Source organism: Streptomyces megasporus, assembly GCF_000718985.1.
In the GTDB taxonomy this organism is placed as follows: Bacteria; Actinomycetota; Actinomycetes; order Streptomycetales; family Streptomycetaceae; genus Streptomyces; species Streptomyces megasporus.
In genome coordinates this window covers 52897-69610 of the sequence record NZ_JODL01000026.1, presented here as the reverse complement: position 1 = coordinate 69610, position 16714 = coordinate 52897, and the positions used below count along the sequence as shown (strand labels likewise).

11 protein-coding genes and 1 pseudogene are annotated in these 16714 nt (G+C 72.5%); 7 read left to right on the top strand and 5 right to left on the bottom strand.

Going from position 1 to position 16714, the window contains the following annotated elements; translation table 11 throughout:
• Nucleotides 1–1215: 1215 nt before the first annotated feature.
• The 3 genes and pseudogenes from fdh to nrfD all read left to right on the top strand — a co-directional run.
• Nucleotides 1216–4461 (top strand): annotated as a pseudogene (gene fdh / locus IF47_RS0120885) (formate dehydrogenase); the annotation flags it as partial.
• A 77-nt stretch (nt 4462–4538) separates the two neighbouring features.
• Nucleotides 4539–5558 (top strand): 4Fe-4S dicluster domain-containing protein, encoded by a 1020-nt coding sequence (locus IF47_RS0120880; RefSeq protein WP_031510424.1) that lies wholly within the window; start codon nt 4539–4541, stop codon nt 5556–5558.
• Nucleotides 5555–6661 carry an NrfD/PsrC family molybdoenzyme membrane anchor subunit gene (gene nrfD, locus IF47_RS0120875; RefSeq protein ID WP_078592005.1) on the top strand — a complete coding sequence of 369 codons (1107 nt, stop codon included), beginning with the start codon at nt 5555–5557 and terminating at the stop codon, nt 6659–6661. Before IF47_RS0120880 ends, nrfD begins: the two co-directional genes overlap by 4 nt.
• An 87-nt stretch (nt 6662–6748) precedes the next feature.
• Here nrfD and IF47_RS0120870 read toward each other — a convergent pair whose 3' ends face one another.
• Together IF47_RS0120870 and IF47_RS0120865 are read right to left on the bottom strand one after the other, a co-directional pair.
• Nucleotides 6749–9310 carry a glycoside hydrolase family 2 gene (locus IF47_RS0120870; RefSeq protein WP_051717977.1) on the bottom strand — a complete coding sequence of 854 codons (2562 nt, stop codon included), beginning with the start codon at nt 9308–9310 and terminating at the stop codon, nt 6749–6751.
• 214 nt (nt 9311–9524) lie between these two features.
• A complete protein-coding gene (locus IF47_RS0120865; protein WP_031510421.1) occupies nt 9525–10544 on the bottom strand; it encodes a phosphotransferase family protein in 1020 nt (339 codons plus the stop codon).
• Between the two features lie 91 nt (nt 10545–10635).
• On the opposite strand from IF47_RS0120865, the gene IF47_RS0120860 reads away from it, so the two are divergent.
• The 4 genes from IF47_RS0120860 to IF47_RS0120845 all read left to right on the top strand — a co-directional run bounded on the left by IF47_RS0120860 (nt 10636) and on the right by IF47_RS0120845 (nt 14632).
• A complete protein-coding gene (locus tag IF47_RS0120860; RefSeq protein ID WP_031510420.1) occupies nt 10636–11301 on the top strand; it encodes a TetR/AcrR family transcriptional regulator in 666 nt (221 codons plus the stop codon).
• A 280-nt stretch (nt 11302–11581) separates the two neighbouring features.
• A complete protein-coding gene (locus IF47_RS0120855) occupies nt 11582–12796 on the top strand; it encodes a cytochrome P450 (protein WP_031510419.1) in 1215 nt (404 codons plus the stop codon).
• 195 nt (nt 12797–12991) lie between these two features.
• Nucleotides 12992–13192: a ferredoxin gene (locus IF47_RS0120850; protein ID WP_031510418.1), complete on the top strand. Its 201-nt coding sequence runs from the start codon at nt 12992–12994 to the stop codon at nt 13190–13192.
• Nucleotides 13193–13381: 189 nt separating this feature from the next.
• On the top strand, nt 13382–14632 hold the full coding sequence (locus IF47_RS0120845) for a cytochrome P450 (protein WP_031510416.1): 1251 nt from the start codon (nt 13382–13384) through the stop codon (nt 14630–14632).
• Nucleotides 14633–14683: 51 nt separating this feature from the next.
• Here IF47_RS0120845 and IF47_RS0120840 read toward each other — a convergent pair whose 3' ends face one another.
• The 3 genes from IF47_RS0120840 to IF47_RS0120830 all read right to left on the bottom strand — a co-directional run bounded on the left by IF47_RS0120840 (nt 14684) and on the right by IF47_RS0120830 (nt 16625).
• Nucleotides 14684–15376, bottom strand: coding sequence for a ribonuclease H family protein (locus IF47_RS0120840; protein ID WP_031510415.1), 693 nt, complete (start codon nt 15374–15376; stop codon nt 14684–14686).
• A 71-nt stretch (nt 15377–15447) separates the two neighbouring features.
• Complete coding sequence (locus IF47_RS0120835; RefSeq protein WP_031510414.1) at nt 15448–15714, bottom strand: hypothetical protein; 267 nt, start codon at nt 15712–15714, stop codon at nt 15448–15450.
• Between the two features lie 95 nt (nt 15715–15809).
• A complete protein-coding gene (locus IF47_RS0120830; RefSeq protein ID WP_031510413.1) occupies nt 15810–16625 on the bottom strand; it encodes a hypothetical protein in 816 nt (271 codons plus the stop codon).
• Nucleotides 16626–16714 lie beyond the last annotated feature (89 nt).

Below are 16714 nucleotides of genomic sequence, written 5' to 3'. Positions count from 1 at the left end.
CGTACTTCGCCGGGTCCGTCGGCGGCGCGCCGCTCAGCATCGTGAAGCAGTACATCGAGCAGCAGAACCGGCCGCTCTGACCCTGGCTCAGGTGAACAGCGCGGATCCGTGGACACGGCTGAGGTCAGAGCAGTTCTCAGATTCGCTTCACCACCGGGCTGAAGCCCGGTGCACTGCGAACAGCCCCGTAGCCGCGGCGCGTTCCGAAGGGCGCGGCCCCGCATGGGTCTTCGGCGGGCCGGCGAAGGACGAGGAGCCCGGTCCCGGATCGGTCCGACGGTTCCCGAGAAGGGCCCGGCGTGGGCGATCTCCGGCCGGGTGCCCCGGTTTTCCGGGCGGACCGCGGGCCGATCCGGCGGCGAGCGCGCCGGCGCGGAGACCGTCCGACGCTCCGTCAACCGTGCCTCGTCAACCGTGCCGTACGGGGTCGTGCGGTCCGTGTCCGGGCCCGGACACGGACACGGAAGCCGGGGTTCCTCCCGGCCGGGCGCGGCCGAACGGAAACAGGGAGGCGTACCGACGCGGCGGCCGGGTAACCGAACGGACGTCCCACCGAAGGTGGTGCCACACGACGGTCGGCGGCGGTGCGGTCCGCCGGCCCTCGTCGGTGGCCGGCCCCCGCCCCCAGGGCCGGCCACCGGTGTCCCACCGCCCGGATGATCGCGGCGAGCCACCGGCCGACTCCCCTTCCCCGTGGCTCGACGCCGGTCGCCGGTCGCGGGCGAGACCGTGTGCTCGGCGGTCAGGAGGTCTCCGCCGAGTCCACGGCCCGGGTGTGGGCCAGGATCGTCTCCGCCGGGTCCGGTACGACCGCCCGGCCGACGGCATGGCCCATGCCGGGATCTCGACCAGGCGGGCCGTCGGGATGGCGCGTGCCGACCGGGCCGTGCGCGGCCGGGTTGTCCCGGGTGCCGCCGGGTGGGTCCACGTCTCCGGCAGACGGGAGTCCGGCCCGGAAAGATCCTCGTCGCGGATCTCGGGGTCCGAGGGCGCGCCGGCGAGCACCGAGGTGTTCCGCCCATCGCTCGGACGGACGATGACGGGCCACCGACCGGAAAAAGGCATGGGGGGTGCGGAGAGGCACGGGAGAGGCCGATCGACCGACTCCGACCGCGCCCTCACGGCGTTTGGTTCACCCTTGCAAGGGTTTGACGGAAAAGCGACGGGGAACAGCACAGATCGGCCCCAGGACGACGAGGCGGCTGGAGAGGTCACATGGGCATTCGAACGTGGATCAGGTCATGGCCGGTCTACCGGCAACTGACCGGTGACGACCCGCTGGGCCGCGGCACGGCCGCGCAGTCCCCCCGCTCGGCCGCCCTGGGCGCCCGCACGACCTCCGCCGACCGGACGGCGCGTTCGGTGTGCCCGTTCTGCGCCGTCGGCTGCGCGCAGAACGTGTACGTCAAGGACGGGCGGATCGTTCAGATCGAGGGCGACCCCGACAGCCCCATCTCACGCGGCCGGCTCTGCCCCAAGGGGTCGGCGAGCAAGCAACTGGTCACCGGACCGCAGCGGGAGCGGAAGGTGCTCTACCGGGCGCCGTACGCCACCGAGTGGACCGAGCTGGACCTCGACACGGCGATGGACATGGTCACCGACCGGGTGATCGAGGCCCGCCGAAAGGGCTGGCAGGACACCGACGCCCACGGCAACCGCCTGCGCCGGACCATGGGGATCGCCGGGCTGGGCGGCGCCACGCTCGACAACGAGGAGAACTACCTGATCAAGAAGCTCTTCACCGCCATGGGCGCGGTGCAGATCGAGAATCAGGCCCGTATTTGACACTCCGCCACCGTTCCCGGTCTGGGAACCTCGTTCGGTCGCGGCGGAGCGACGGACTTCCAGCAGGACCTGCTGAACTCCGACTGCATCGTCATCATGGGCTCGAACATGGCCGAGTGCCATCCGGTCGGCTTCCAGTGGGTCACCGAGGCCAAGGCCCGTGGGGCGAAGGTGTTCCACATCGACCCGCGGTTCACCCGAACCAGCGCGCTGGCCGACCGGCACGTGCCGCTGCGCGCCGGCACCGACATCGCCTTCCTCGGCGGCGTGATCAACTACATCCTCTCCCACGACCTGGACTTCCGGGAGTACGTGCTCGCCTACACCAACGCCTCCTTCATCGTCCGGGAGGACTACCGGGACGCCGAGGACCTCGACGGCCTGTTCAGCGGCTACGACCCCGAGACGGCCTCGTACGACCCGACGACATGGCAGTACGAGAACACCGAGCCGACCTCCCGCGACAGCGCGCGGCCCCAGGAACACAAGGAGGAGGCGGCGGCCTACGAGCACGGCGCCCACGGGCCCGAGGTGAAGGGCGCGGCCGGGAACATCGCCACGGACCCGACGCTGCAACACCCGCGCTGCGTCTACCAGATCCTCAAACGGCACTACGCCCGCTACACCCCGGAGATGGTGGAGGAGGTCTGCGGCACGCCGAAGGAGCACTTCCTGCGCGTGTGCGAGGTGTGGACGGCCAACTCCGGCCGCGAGCGCACCTCGGCGGTGGTCTACAGCGTGGGCTGGACCCAGCACAGCACCGGCTCCCAGTACATCCGCGCCGCGTCCATCGTCCAGTTGTTGCTGGGCAACATCGGCCGCCCCGGCGGCGGCGTCTTCGCCCTGCGCGGCCACGCCAGCATCCAGGGTTCGACCGACATCCCGACCCTGTTCAACCTGCTGCCGGGCTACCTGCCGATGCCCTCGGCCTCCACCACCCCGGACCTGGCGAGCTACATCGAGCACATCCGTGCCGACGGCCAGAAGGGGTTCTGGCACCACGCCGACGCCTACATCGTGTCGCTGCTCAAGGAGTACTGGGGCGACGCGGCGACACCGGAGAACGACTTCTGCTTCGACTACCTGCCCCGCATCGACGGCGACCACGGCACCTACCGCACCGTGATGGACATGATCGACGGGAAGGTGTTCGGCTACTTCCTGCTCGGTCAGAACCCGGCGGTCGGGTCGGCCCACGGAAAGCTGCAGCGCCTGGGCATGGCCAACCTGGACTGGATGGTCGTGCGCGATCTGGTGATGATCGAGAGCGCGACCTTCTGGAAGGACTCCCCCGAGGTCGAGACCGGGGAGATCGTCCCGGAGCACTGCCGAACCGAGGTGTTCTTCTTCCCGGCCGCCTCGCACGTCGAGAAGGAAGGCACCTTCACCCAGACCCAGCGGATGCTGCAGTGGCGCGAGAAGGCGGTCGACCCGGTCGGCGATCAACGCTCCGACCTGTGGTTCTTCCACCAGTTGGGGCTCCGGCTCAAGGAGCGGCTGGCCGGCTCCACCGACGAGCGCGACCGTCCCCTGCTCGACCTGGCCTGGGACTACGCGACGCACGACGGCGACGAGCCGTCCGCCGACGACGTGCTGCGGCACATCAACGGCCATGACCTGACGACCGGCCGCGTGGTCGACAGCTACCTCGACCTCAAGGCGGACGGGACGACCTCGTGCGGCTGCTGGATCTACAGCGGCGTGTACGCGGACGGGGTCAACCAGGCGGCGCGCCGCAAGCCTCGGCGGGAGCAGAACCTGTACGCCCTGGAGTGGGGCTGGGTCTGGCCGCTCAACCGGCGCGTCCTGTACAACAGGGCCTCGGCCGACCTCCAGGGTCGCCCCTGGAGCGAGCGCAAGGCGCTGGTGTGGTGGGACGAGGAACGCGGGGAGTGGACCGGTCACGACGTGCCGGACTTCGAACCGCGCAAGCCCCCCGGCTACGTCCCCCCGCCGGGCGCGACCGGCCCCTCGGCCCTACACGGCGACGACCCGTTCATCATGCAGGCGGACGGCAAGGGTTGGCTGTTCGCACCCGCCGGTCTGCTGGACGGACCGCTGCCGACGCACTACGAGCCCCACGAGTCGCCGGTGCGCAATCCGCTGTACGGGCAGCAGGGCAATCCGACGCGGAGGGTCTACGGCCGCCTGGACAATCCCTCCAACCCGGCGCCGCCCGAGCCCCACAGCGAGGTCTTCCCCTACGTCCTCACCACCGCCCGGCTCACCGAGCACCACACCGCCGGCGGCATGAGCCGCTGGGTGCCGTACCTGTCGGAGTTGCAGCCGTACCTGTTCGTGGAGGTGTCCCCGGAGTTGGCGCGCGCCCGCGGGCTGGAGCACATGGGGTGGGCGCACGTCGTCACCAGCCGGACCGCGGTGGACGCCCGCGTCATGGTCACCGACCGGATGAAACCGTTGCGGGTGCAGGACCGGGTGATCCACCAGATCTGGCTGCCCTACCACTGGGGCGGTTCGGGACTGGTCGACGGGGACGTGGTGAACGACCTGTTCGGCGTCGCGCTCGAACCCAACGTCTTCATCCAGGAGACCAAGGTGACCACCTGTGACGTCCGGCCCGGCCGCCGTCCCCGTGGCCGGGAGTTGCTCGACTACGTCACCCGCTACCGGGAACGCGCCGGGATCACCCTCGAGACGGGCACGCGCGTGGCGACCACGGACGGCCTCGGCGGGGTCTCCCACACCGAACCGACCAAGGGGCCGGACGGCCCGCGACGACCGGAGGAGGACGCGTGAGTTCCCGTCACAGCCTGTTCGGGCCGCTGGAGGACGTGGCCGCCGACGCGGGCCACACCGACCCTCCCCCGCGCGTCGGGTTCTTCACCGACACCTCGATCTGCATCGGGTGCAAGGCGTGCGAGGTGGCGTGCAAGGAGTGGAACCTCGTCCCCGACGACGGGTTCAACGTGCTGGGGATGTCGTTCGACAACACCGGCATGCTCGGGGCCGACAGTTGGCGGCACGTCGCCTTCGTCGAGCAGGCCCTCCCGCTCGGGGGGCAGAATCCGGGCCTCTCCGGGCTGCCGATCGGGCCCTCCGGAAGCGAGGAGCAGGCCGAGGTGGCGGCTGCGGGGCTGCGCCACGACGAGCGCGGCGGGGGCGAGTTGGGCACCGGACCGGTCGACCTCGGCATGCCGTCGTTCCAACGGCCCGGTGACACCGGCGGCGCGGAGGGCCGGACGGACTTCCGCTGGTTGATGATGTCCGACGTGTGCAAGCACTGCACCCACGCCGGCTGCCTGGACGTCTGCCCCACGGGCGCGCTGTTCCGCACCGAGTTCGGCACCGTGGTCGTCCAGCAGGACATCTGCAACGGGTGCGGCTACTGCGTCTCCGGCTGTCCCTTCGGGGTCATCGACCGCCGCCACGGCGACGGCCGGGCGCAGAAGTGCACGCTGTGCTACGACCGTCTGCGCGACGGCATGGAGCCGGCGTGCGCGAAGGCGTGCCCGACCGACTCGATCCAGTTCGGTCCGCTGGACGAGCTGCGCGAGCGGGCGCGGCTCCGGGTGGAGCAGTTGCACGAGGACGGGGTCACCGAGGCGCGCCTGTACGGCGACGACCCCCACGACGGCGTCGGGGGCTCCGGGGCGTTCTTCCTGCTGCTGGACGATCCGGAGGTGTACGGGCTGCCGCCCGACCCGGTGGTGCCGACACGGGACCTGGGCACGATGTGGAAGTACGCCGGGATGGCCGCGGGCGTGTTGGCCGCCGCGGCCGTCTCGGCCTTCGCGGGAGGGCGTGGACGATGACCGGAACACCCGGGGACCACGAGGACCGCGGCCGGCACGACGGCCTGCCGCGGCGCGAGCCGCTCAGCGACGACGGCGCGCTCGACCACCGGGCGCGGATGTTCATCGGCGAGCGTGACGTCGGACGCGGCAAGGGGGGCGGGCGCCGCGAGCAGGCGGTGGTGCCGGAGGCGGAGTTCCGGTCGTACTTCGGCCGTGCCGTGCTCAAGACCCCCGTGTGGGACTGGAAGATCCCGGCGTACTTCTTCACCGGGGGGCTGTCCGCCGGTTCGGCCCTGCTGGCCGCGGGCGCGGACCTGACCGCGCGGCCGGCGCTGCGCCGGACCGGTCGGGTCGGTGCCCTGGTGACGTTGGGGGCCAGTACCTACCTCCTCATCGCCGACCTCGGCCGGCCCGAGCGGTTCCACCACATGCTGCGGGTGGCCAAGCCCACGTCGCCGATGAGCGTGGGCACCTGGATCCTGGCGGCGTACGGCTCGGTGGCCGCGCTCGCCGCCGCGCCCGAGCTGATGCCCCGGCGGCTGCGGCACACGGTCGTCGGTCGGCTGCTCGACGCGTCCGGCCGCCCGGCGACGCTGGCGTCGGCCGCGGTGGCGCCCGCCCTCGCCTCGTACTCGGCGGTGCTGCTGTCGCAGACGGCGGTGCCGGCATGGCACGAGGCACACCCGTACCTGCCGTTCGTCTTCACCGGTTCGGCCGCGGCGAGCGCGGGCGGCCTCGGCATGGCGCTCGTGCCGGTGCGCGAGGCGGCCCCGGCGCGCCGGTTCGCGGTGTGCGGAGCCGCCCTGGAGCTCGCCGCCTCCCTGCGGATGGAGGCGGGGCTGGGCCTGGCCCGCGAGGCGTACCGCACGGGCCGGGCGCACCGGCTCCGGAGGGCGTCGGAGTACCTCACCGTCGGCGGCCTGGCCTGTACCGCCCTGTTGGCGGGACGCAGCCGTGCCGCCGCGGTGGCCGGCGGTCTCGCCCTGATGGCGGGCGGCCTGTTGCAGCGCCTCGGCGTCTTCGAGGCCGGGGTCGTCTCGACCCGGGACCCGAAGTACGCCACCGTCCCCCAGCGCCACCGCCTGGATCGGGGGCGGCCGGTCCGTTCCGACAGCCGGTGACCCTCCGACCGCCGGTGGCCTCGGGACGACCGCGCCGGCCCGTGCCCGGGCCGACCGGGCACGGGCCGGCGCGGTGAGCCGCGACCGTCAGGGAGTCGGGCACGTCGACGCGCCGGGGTCGGCCGCCGCGCGGATCAGTGCCTCGTGGGCGTCCCTGAGTCGTCGCACGTCGGCCTTGATCACCTTCCGGTCGTAGGTGAGGAGGCCGTTGAGTTCGCCCTCCACATCGGTGATCTGGGTGTAGACGGCGCCGCTGATGCCGTTGCAGGCGACCAGGTCCTCCACCTTGCCCAGCAGGGCGAGGTACTCGTCGGTGTACTCCTCCGCGGTCACGCCCACATAGGTGTGCCGCACCGGCCAGGCGTGTCCGGGGACGGCCAGTCCGAGGCCGCCGTACTCGCCGGTGACCCCGGCCCGCCTGTCGTCGGGCCGGGGATCGCCGGGACCCGGGTAGGCGTGGACGTCGGCGATGTCGCCGTTGCCCGTGTCGTGCCAGCCGCTGGCTCCGTTGACCAGGCGAGTGGGGTCGAGGCGCTTGGCCAGGGCGGGCACCCTGGGGCCGCCGTACTGGCCCCAGCCCTCGTTGAAGGTGACCCACATGATCACCGCGGGGCTGTTGTGGTGCTGCTCGATCATCTCCTTCATCTCGTGCTCGTACCGGGCCTGTGCCTCCTCGTCCGGGGCGTGCGGCATGGAGGGCATGTCCTGCCAGACCAGCAGACCGAGCCGGTCGGCCCAGTGGAACCAGCGGTCGGGTTCGACCTTGATGTGCTTGCGGACGGCGTTGAAACCCATCCGCTTGTGCATCCTCAGGTCGTGGGCGAGGGCCTCGTCGGTGGGCGCGGTGTGGAGGCTCTCGGGCCAGAAGCCCTGGTCCAGGGTGGCCATGGAGAAGATCGGCTTGCCGTTGAGGACGACGCGCCGCTTGCCGGCGACGCTCTCCACGCCGACGCTGCGCATGCCGAAGTAGCTGCCCACCCGGTCGGCGGCACGGCCCCGGCCCAGGGTCACGTCGAGGCGGTACAGGTGCGGGTCGTCGGGGGTCCACAGGCGGGGGTCGGGCACGGGGACGGTCAGGGTGGTCCCGGTGCGTCCGGTGGCCTTGCCGACCCGACGGTCTCCGCTGTACGCGACGGCGGTGACGGGCAGACCGGCGCGGGCGCCCTCGACCTCGACGGCCAGTTTCCCGTCCGCCACGTCGGGGGTGAGCTTGAGGCCGCCGATGTGGTCGTCGGCGACGGGCTCCATCCAGACGGTCTGCCAGATGCCGGAGGACGGGGTGTACCAGATGCCGCTCGGGTCGAGGCGCTGTTTGCCGGCCGGCGGGTTCTCGCCGTCACGGGCGTCGGTCGGGTCGTGGACGCCGACGATCAACTCCTGGGTGCGGCCGGGCCGCAGCGCGTCGGTGACGTCGGCGGTGAACCGGTCGTAGCCGCCGCGGTGGTCGGCGACCTTCCGCCCGTTGACCCACACCCGGGCGTGCCAGTCGACCGCGTCGAAGTTGAGCATCAGCCGTTGTCCGTCGCCGATCCTCCAGTCGCGCGGCACGGTGAAGGTCCGCCGGTACCACATGCGGTCCTCGTGGCGCTCGATGCCGGACAGCCGGGACTCCACCGGGTACGGCACCAGGATGCGCTCGTCGAGGTCCCTGCCGACGGGTGGGGCCTCGTCCTCGTCGGCCGCCGCGAACTGCCAGGTGCCGTTGAGGTTGCGCCAGCGTTCCCTGGTCAACTGGGGCCGGGGGTACTCGGGATGGGCGTTGTCGGGGCCCACCTCGTCGGCCCAGCGGGTGCTCAGTTGGTATGTGGATTCGTTGGGGCCGCCGGTCCAGAACGGGCCCACCTCGCCTCCGGCGTGGGCCAGCCCGCCCTCGCCGTCGTAGCGGACCAGGGCCTCGCCGCCCTGTCCGACCACGGGCTCGTCCAGGGTGAGCAGCAGTCGCGTCGGGTCGGTGTCGTCCAGGCGGGCCCGGCCGAGCGGCCAGTCGGTTCCGCCGATGTGGGCGGATAGGTGGTCGCCGAGGTCCGCGGGGACGGTGGTCAGCGGCCGGGTGAAGTCCATCCGCAGGGTGCGGCCGTCGCCGAGCACGGAGGAGGACACGGGGCCGTCGTGGTCGAAGTCGTCGGGCAGTCGGTACGCCGACCGCGGCACGGGTCTCTTGGTCCCGTCCGGCGGGGTCCAGGACAGGTGGAGGTTGGAGCCGCCCCAGTGCTCGAAGTACTCCACCTTGATGTCGTGGGCGCGGCCCGCCTCCAACGTGATCGGCGGGGCGGTCTGTTCCACGTCCCAGTCGTCCACCCAGTGGTCGATGAGCAGCCGGCCGTCGATCCAGAGGCGGAAGCCGTTGTCGCCGATCATCGAGAAGGTGTGCGGGCCCGACTGTTCGGGGATGATCCGGCCGGTCCAGCGGACGCTGACGCCGTCGGAGCGTCCGGTGGCCGCGGTCAGCCGGGGTTCGAGGTCGTCGAAGTCGATGTGGGGGTCGACGCCGGTCGCCTTCGGTTCGTGGAAGTCGAAGACGCCGGGCGCGGAGTGGAGGTGGTATTCGCCTTTCAGCCCGTGTACGGCCCGCTCGTCTTCCGCCGACGCGGCGGTGGCGGACGGACCCGGGCCGAGCAGCGTTCCGGTGATGACGAGCGCCGCGGCCATGGCCGCGGCGAGACTTCTTCCAAGACGCACATGTCCTCCATGCTGATCAGCCGTGGACAGGCGGAATCTCGTCATTGCGCCGGCGCGAACAGAAACTGTCAACAAGCAACGCGAACAAACGAAAGCCCGCAGGAGGACGACCGATGGATTCCCGCCACCGCCCTCCCGGCCCGCGCGGCCGAAACGGTCCGATCGCAGCGCGTTTGGCACCCGTTCACCGCAGGAGGGCCGCCCACCGGTCGAGGGAGCGCAGCACCCGTGGCAGCTCCCGTGCGGCCGAGGTGACGACACGCAGGCCGAAGGCGCGTCGAGCGGCGTCGGCCCGGCGGTGGCCCAGCGCCGACCACAGGCACCAGGCGGCGACCTCCAGTTGAGCCGACAGCATGCCCGCGAAGGCCGAGACGTCGGCCGGGCCCGCCGGGGCGCCCTGGCCGAGGTAGCCCTCGATCACCGGACGCACCACCCGGGGATCTCCCTCGGCGCCGGGGCCGTTGAAGGGACCGGCGAACCGGAAGGCCACGTTCACGGTCTCCCACCACGGCGCCTCCGCGCGGGCTCCCTCCCAGTCGACCAGGGCGTATCCGGTCGGTGTGCGCACCACGTTGGCCTGTGAGGTGTCCCCGTGGACCAGGACGGTGCGGGGGCGGTCCCGCCGCGCTCGCCGGATCAGCGCGGTGGCCTCCTCGACGGCCGGGAGCAGCGACCGGGCGGCTCCGGCGACCGCGTGGCCGCCGGATGCGGCCTCCGCCACCCAGGCGTGCCAGTCGTCCACCGGATGCAGCGGTCGCTCGCCGTCGTGATCGGCGCCGCGGTCGGGGTCGAGCAGGGCGATGCGGCCGAGCACGGCGCCCACCCACGCGGCCGCCTCCGCCGGGGAGTCGGGGCACGCCGCGCCGGACCGCCGCAGATCGCGCCCCTCGACCCACTCGGTCACCCGCACCGGTTCCCCGCCGGCCGGGATGTGCCAGTAACCGATGGCGGGAGAGGGCGGTTCGACGGGACGCGGCATCGGGATGCCCGCCGCCCGGGCCGCGCTCTCCAGCCGGTGCGCCCGCCGCGCTTGCCGGCGCTGCCAGTCGTCGAACGGCCGGCTCGTCTTCACCACCCACCGGCCGCGGTCGGTGGTCAACACGTGGGTGTCGGACGGGTGGTCGCCGTTGACGAGCGGACGCGGCTCGCCCAGCGGTCGACCCAGCCCGAACGCGTCGGCGATACCGGTGGGATCGATGGGCACCTTGGCAGTGTCCCGCCCACGAGGGCGGTCTCGCAGACGTTTCCCGACTCCGCGCGGTCGCCGCGATCACCCCGCGCACCGCGCCTGTACGATGGTGGCCGTGGTGACCAGAGTCGGCAGGATTCCGCGGGCCGAGCAGGTCGGCGCCACGCGGCAGCAGATACTCACCACGGCGGAGCGCCTCTTCGCCGAGCGGGGGCTCTACGCGGTGTCCAACCGCCAGATCAGCGCCGCCGCCGGGCAGGGCAACAACGCGGCCGTCGGTTACCACTTCGGCACCAAGGCCGATCTCGTGCGGGCGATCGTCCGCAAGCACACCGAGCGCATCGAGGCGCTGCGCCTGGAGATGGTCGCCGCCGTCGAGGGCTCGCGGGACGTACGGGACTGGGTGGCCTGCCTCGTCCGTCCGGTCACCGCGCACCTGGACTCCCTCGGCGGCCCCACGTGGTTCGCCCGGTTCGGGGCGCAGGTGATGACCGACCCGGCGTTCCAGGGGATCATGGCCGAGGAGGCCATGGCCACGCCGTCGCTGAAGCGTGTGGTCGACGCCTTCGACCGCTGCCCGCCGGACCTGCCGGACGACGTCCGCGCCGAGCGCGGCGACATGATCCGCACCCTGATGGTGCACGTGTGCGCCGAGCGGGAACGGGCCCTCGCCGAGGGAACCGCCACCCCGAGGGCCACTTGGGACGAGGCCGCGGCGGGCCTCGTCGACGCCATCACGGGACTGTGGACGGCTCCGGTCACACGCTCGTGAGCGGGCGTCCCGGCCGAACGGACGACCGACACGCGGAACACCACGCCGGGGAGCCCCGTCCCCGGACGGGAACCGCCTCGCCTCCCGTACAACCAAGCGGCACGACAACGCCGTACGACAACGCGGCGTCGGAAGGGGCCACTTCCCGCCCGATTCGACACGGGTGGAAACCAATCGGCCACACTCTGTCATCGACGGTGATTTTAAGTCAGTCGCTTGACTCACGTCCGCGGGCGTTGGTTGTCTGACTCCGAGGGACGGACCGATACGAGGAGGCCCGGTGGCACTCGGCGACGCCGACCACGTGCTCGACTACCCCATTCCCGCCCCGACAGCGCTCGACCCCCCGGCCGAGTGGGCCGCTCTGCGGCAGCAGTGCCCGGTGGCACGGGTGAGGCTCCCCAGCGGCGACGAGGCCGCGCTGCTGACCCGCTACGAGGACGTCAGACAGGTTCTGGCGGACCCTCGGTTCCATCGCCACCTCGACGCCCCCGACGCCGCCCGGGTGACGGCCAACGAGTCCGGAGGCGTGTTCAGCGGGGCGCTGGCCAGGCCGATGAGCCCCGAGATCCACCAGCAGTGGCGGCGCATGGTCGGCAAGTGGTTCACCGCCAGGCGGATGACCGCCCTGCGCCCGGGGATCGAGGCGATGACCGAGCGGCTGGTCGACGAGATGGTGGCGAGCGGCGCGCCCGCCGACCTCCGCGAGAAGCTGGGGTTCCCGCTGCCGGTGTGGGTCATCTGCGACATGCTCGGCGTGCCGGAGAGCGACCGGGAGAAGTTCGCGTACTGGTCCGACACGCTGCTCAGCCTCACCCGCTACACGCAGGCCGAGATCGACGCCGCCCAGGCGGAGTTCCGCGCCTACATGTCCGAGCACATCGCCGCGACCCGTGAGGCCCCCGGTGACGACCTGATCAGCGAGCTGATCTCCGCGGCCGGCGGCGCGGGCCACGTCATGACCGACGAGACGCTGCTGTCGACCTCGCAGGGCCTGCTGGTCGCCGGTCACGAGACCACCGCCAACATGATCGGCAAGATGGTCGGCATGCTGCTGGCCGACCGGCGGCGTTGGGAGGAGCTGCTCGCCGACCGGTCGCTGGTGCGCACGGCGGTCGAGGAGGCGTTGCGGATGGACGCCAACCCCGGCTTCGGCATCCCCCGTTACCTCACCGAGGACGCGCGGGTCGGGGACACCACGGTCCCGCGCGGCACGACCGTCGTCTGCGGCATCGGCGCCGCCAACCGCGACGAGAGCGCCTTCGCCGACGCGGACGAGATGGACCTGCGCCGCTCCCCCAACACCCATCTGGCCTTCGGGGTCGGGGCCCACTCGTGCCTGGGCCAGTCGTTGGCCCGCACCGAGTTGCAGGCCGTGCTGGACGTGCTGCTGCGCAGGCTTCCGGGGCTGGAACTCGCGGTGTGGGCCGAGGAGTTGGAGCGGGTGGACGGGCTCGTCGTGGGCGGACTGCGCACGCTGCCGGTGCGCTGGTAGCGGTGGTGGACGCAGGAGCGACCGGCCCGCGCGATCGGCAGGTCCTCGACGGGCTCCACCGGTGCCCGCCCACCCCCTCATGCACCCTCATGTCCCCCGTCCGCGCCGGGCGACAACGCGGCCCGGCCCCGGGAGACCTCCCGCGCGAGAGGACCGGAGCACGGTCCGGGAACGACACACCGAGGAGTACGAGACGTGAAGATCACCGTTGACCAGGACAAGTGCTGCGGTGCCGGCTCCTGCGTCCTGGCCGCGCCGGACGTGTTCGACCAGCGCGACGAGGACGGCGTGGTGGTCCTGCTGGACCCGGAGCCGGCCGAGCACCTGCGGGCCGCGGTCCGCGAGGCCGCCGACGTCTGCCCGACCGCGGCGATCGCGCTGACCGAGCGGGACTGAGCGCACCCGCGGGCGTCCTCGGCCCGCACAGGTCCGGGCGGATGTGTCCGCACCGGCGGCGCCACCTCGTGGAGTCCCACGGCCTCACGGGGCCCGCCGATCCGCGACGGGGACCGGGAGAACGGAGTTCCGACACGGCCCGGCACGACCACCGGGACGTTCCACACCGGCACCACCGGAAGGACGACCATGACGAGTACGTTGGACCCGACCGGCGAGACCGACGAGACCAGCGAGAACGGCGAGAGCACTGCCGAGGCACCCGAGTACCCGATGCCCAGGGCGCGGGGGTGCCCCTTCGACCCACCGCCCGAACTGCGCGACCTCCAGCGGGAGGGACCGCTGACGCGGGTGCGGCTGTGGGACGGCAGCACCCCGTGGCTGGTCACCCGCTACGCCGACCAGCGCGCCGTGCTCTCCGACCGCCGCGTCAGCGCCGACATGACGCACCCCTCCTACCCGCGCCAGGCCCCCGGCGGCAACGCCACCTTGAGCTTCATCGGCATGGACGACCCCGAACACGCCCGGTTGCGGCGCATGGTCGGCTCCGCCTTCGCGGTGAAGAGGGTCGAGGCGATGCGGCCCATGGTGCGGCGGATCGTCGACGGCGCCGTCGACGACCTGCTCGACGGGCCGAACCCGGCGGATCTGGTGGAGGGGTTCGCGCTGCCGGTTCCGTCACTGGTGATCTGCGAGCTGCTCGACGTCCCCTACGCGGATCACGGCTTCTTCCAGAGCAACAGCAAGACGATCATCAACCGCGACACCACCCCGGCGCAGCGGGACGAGGCGTTCCGGCGGCTCGCCGAGTACCTCGGCGGTCTCGTCGCGTCCAAGGTGGAGAACCCCGGTGACGACCTGCTGTCCCGACTCGCCCGCAAGGTCGGATCCGGCGAGTTGACCATCCGCCAGGCGACCGAGACGGCCGTGCTGTTGCTCATCGCCGGACACGAGACCACCGCCAACATGATCGCGCTCGGCACGCTGCTCCTGCTGCGCCATCCCGACCAACTGGCCCTGCTCCGCGATTCCGACGACCCCACCGTGGCGACCCGCGCGGTCGAGGAGATGCTGCGGTACCTCACCATCACACACGGCGGGCGTCGCCGCGTCGCGCTGGAGGACATGGAGATCGCCGGCCGTCGGGTGCGCGCCGGCGAGGGTCTGGTGCTGCCCAACGAGATCGCCAACCGCGACCCAGAGGCCTTCCCCGACCCCGACCGTCTCGACATCACCCGCGAGGCGCGCCACCACGTCGCGTTCGGCTTCGGCGTGCACCAGTGCCTCGGTCAGCCCCTCGCCCGGCTGGAGTTGGAGGTCGTCTACCGCACCCTCTACCGCCGCGCGCCCGGTCTGCGGTTGGCGACGGACTTCGAGAACATCCCGTTCAAGCACGACGGGTTCGTCTACGGCGTGTACGAACTGCCGGTGGCCTGGTAGCGCCCCGTCCCGATCGCCGGCCGGGGCCCGTGACGGGCCCCGGCGCACGCCTCACTCCGCTCTGTCGGTGGCGCAGGCGGGGTGGCCCCAGCCCTCGGGGTTCTTCGCGATCGTCTCGCCCTTGGCATACGGCCGGCCGCAGCGGCACCGGCCCGGGAACCTGGCCTTGACCGTGCCGCCCGAGGAACGCGGGGCCCCCGTCCGTCGCGCCGCCGGCGAACCCGGCCCGCGAGTCCTCCGTGCGGCGGCGGGGCGTGGCCCCGGCTGCGGCAGGTCGTCGCCCGTGGAGGAGCCGATCGGCCGCTGGGTGCGGGCGGTGTGGCTCGCCGCCCGGTCGGCGGCGTCGTTGAGGGCGTCCCCGTCCACCCGGTGGGCCGGGGTGTGGACGAACTCCACGTCCCGGCCGGCCAACAGCTCGTCGATGCGCATCACCAGGGGCTGGTTCGCCACCGGTGTGCCGGCCGCGGTCTTCCACCCCTTCCGGCGCCACCCCGGCAGCCAGGTGGTGACCGCCTTCATCGCGTACTGGGAGTCCATCCGCACCTCCACCGGCACGGCCGGATCGAGGGCCTCCAGCAGCTCGCGCAGCGCGGTCAGCTCCGCCACGTTGTTCGTCGCCCGACCCAACGGGCCGGCCTCCCACCGTTCCACCTCGCCGTTCTCGTCGGCGATGACCCATGCCCAGGCCGCGGGCCCGGGATTTCCCTTCGACGCGCCGTCGCACGCGGCAATGATCCGTTCCACCCCGCGATCCTGCCACCACCCCGCCGGCGCCCGGAGCACCGGTGTGGCCCGTGGCCCGGCCGGCGGTGCGATCAGGGGGTGTCGCCGCGCCAGTCCCAGAATCTCGCGTCGCCCGGACGCGGTTCGTACAGCGCGCGGCCCCCGGCCCCGAAGGCGCCGAGTTCGGTGGCCAGGGCCACGCCCCGGCGCAGCCGCGCCTCTTCCCAGCCCGTCACGTCCAGCAGCAGCCCGTCCAACGGGCCGCCCACCAGTTCCCGGTACACACGCCCCGGCCGTGGCCCCGGGTCCTCCACGTCCGCCCCGTAGACCCGGCCCCGCATGAAGTCCTCCTCGTCCATGCCCGCAGCATCCCAGCCGCCACCGACATCGCCGCCCGCGGACGGTTCGGGGCGGCCCCGAGCGCCTGCGGTCCGGGCACGCCGAAGGCGCCGTGTCACCACCGCCACCACCACCGTGGGCGGCGGCCGGTCAGCGCCTGCCAGACGGCGCACTCCGTCTGCCAGGCGTCATCGGCCTCGGCGCGTCGCGTGTCCGTGCGTCGGGCCTCGACCAGCTCGTCGATCTCCCGGCGTGCCGCCTCCTCCCTCGCCGCAGTGTCGGCCTTGAGCTGCTTGATCCGGGCGTCGATCTCGGCCGCCCGCTTCCGCCGTGCGACGTGGAAGGCCTCGTCGGCGAGCGCCTTGTCGCGGACCAGGTCGGCGAAGTGTCGGACGGCGGCCTCCCGGTGGCGGGTACGCGGATACGCCGCGGTGCGTCTGGTGCCGTCCGGTCGCGTCAGGTGGATGAAGGTGTTCTCCGAGGTGGACTCGGTCCTGACGGCGAGACCGGCCAAGGGCATCTCCCCGTCGACCGCTTCGGGTTCGGGGGCCTCCTCCCCCTCCGGGGTCTCTCTCAGGAACAGCAGGACGTGCCGGTGCAGCCGCAACGGCCCCAGCTCGCCGACCTGTTCGCCCCGTTCCGGCTTCTTCGCCAGCTCCTTCTTCTCCCGCTCCAGCGCCCGGACGCCCTCCGCTCCGCTCCTGCCGATGTCCGCGAGGCGGCGTTCGGCCATGGCCACCTTCCGACGGTGCTCGCCCTCCACCGTCCGCTTCCGCCGCCGGGCATCGTGCAGGGCCTGCCGCGCTTCGCGGTGTTCGGCGCCGAAGGCGTACCGCCACTCGCCCCACGGCGCCGGGTAGAGCAGCAGCCGGCGCACCGCCCAGAGCACGCCGCACACCGGAAGCAGCAGCGGTACGACCACGATGTCCAACGTCCACTCTCCCCTGATTTCCCCTGTTTTCCCGGGTTCTCCTCGGGCGTCGGGCAGCAGTGTCCCAGCTCGCCGGGTCCGTCCTGGTC

Bases quoted from the DNA above. Each gene is read 5' to 3' on its own strand.
- nrfD (WP_078592005.1), top strand. From the start codon at position 5,555: ATGACCGGAACACCCGGGGACCACGAGGACCGCGGCCGGCACGACGGC.
- IF47_RS0120870 (WP_051717977.1), bottom strand. From the start codon at position 9,310: ATGGCCGCGGCGCTCGTCATCACCGGAACGCTGCTCGGCCCGGGTCCG.
- IF47_RS0120860 (WP_031510420.1), top strand. From the start codon at position 10,636: ATGGTGGCCGTGGTGACCAGAGTCGGCAGGATTCCGCGGGCCGAGCAG.
- IF47_RS0120845 (WP_031510416.1), top strand. From the start codon at position 13,382: ATGACGAGTACGTTGGACCCGACCGGCGAGACCGACGAGACCAGCGAG.
- IF47_RS0120835 (WP_031510414.1), bottom strand. From the start codon at position 15,714: ATGGACGAGGAGGACTTCATGCGGGGCCGGGTCTACGGGGCGGACGTG.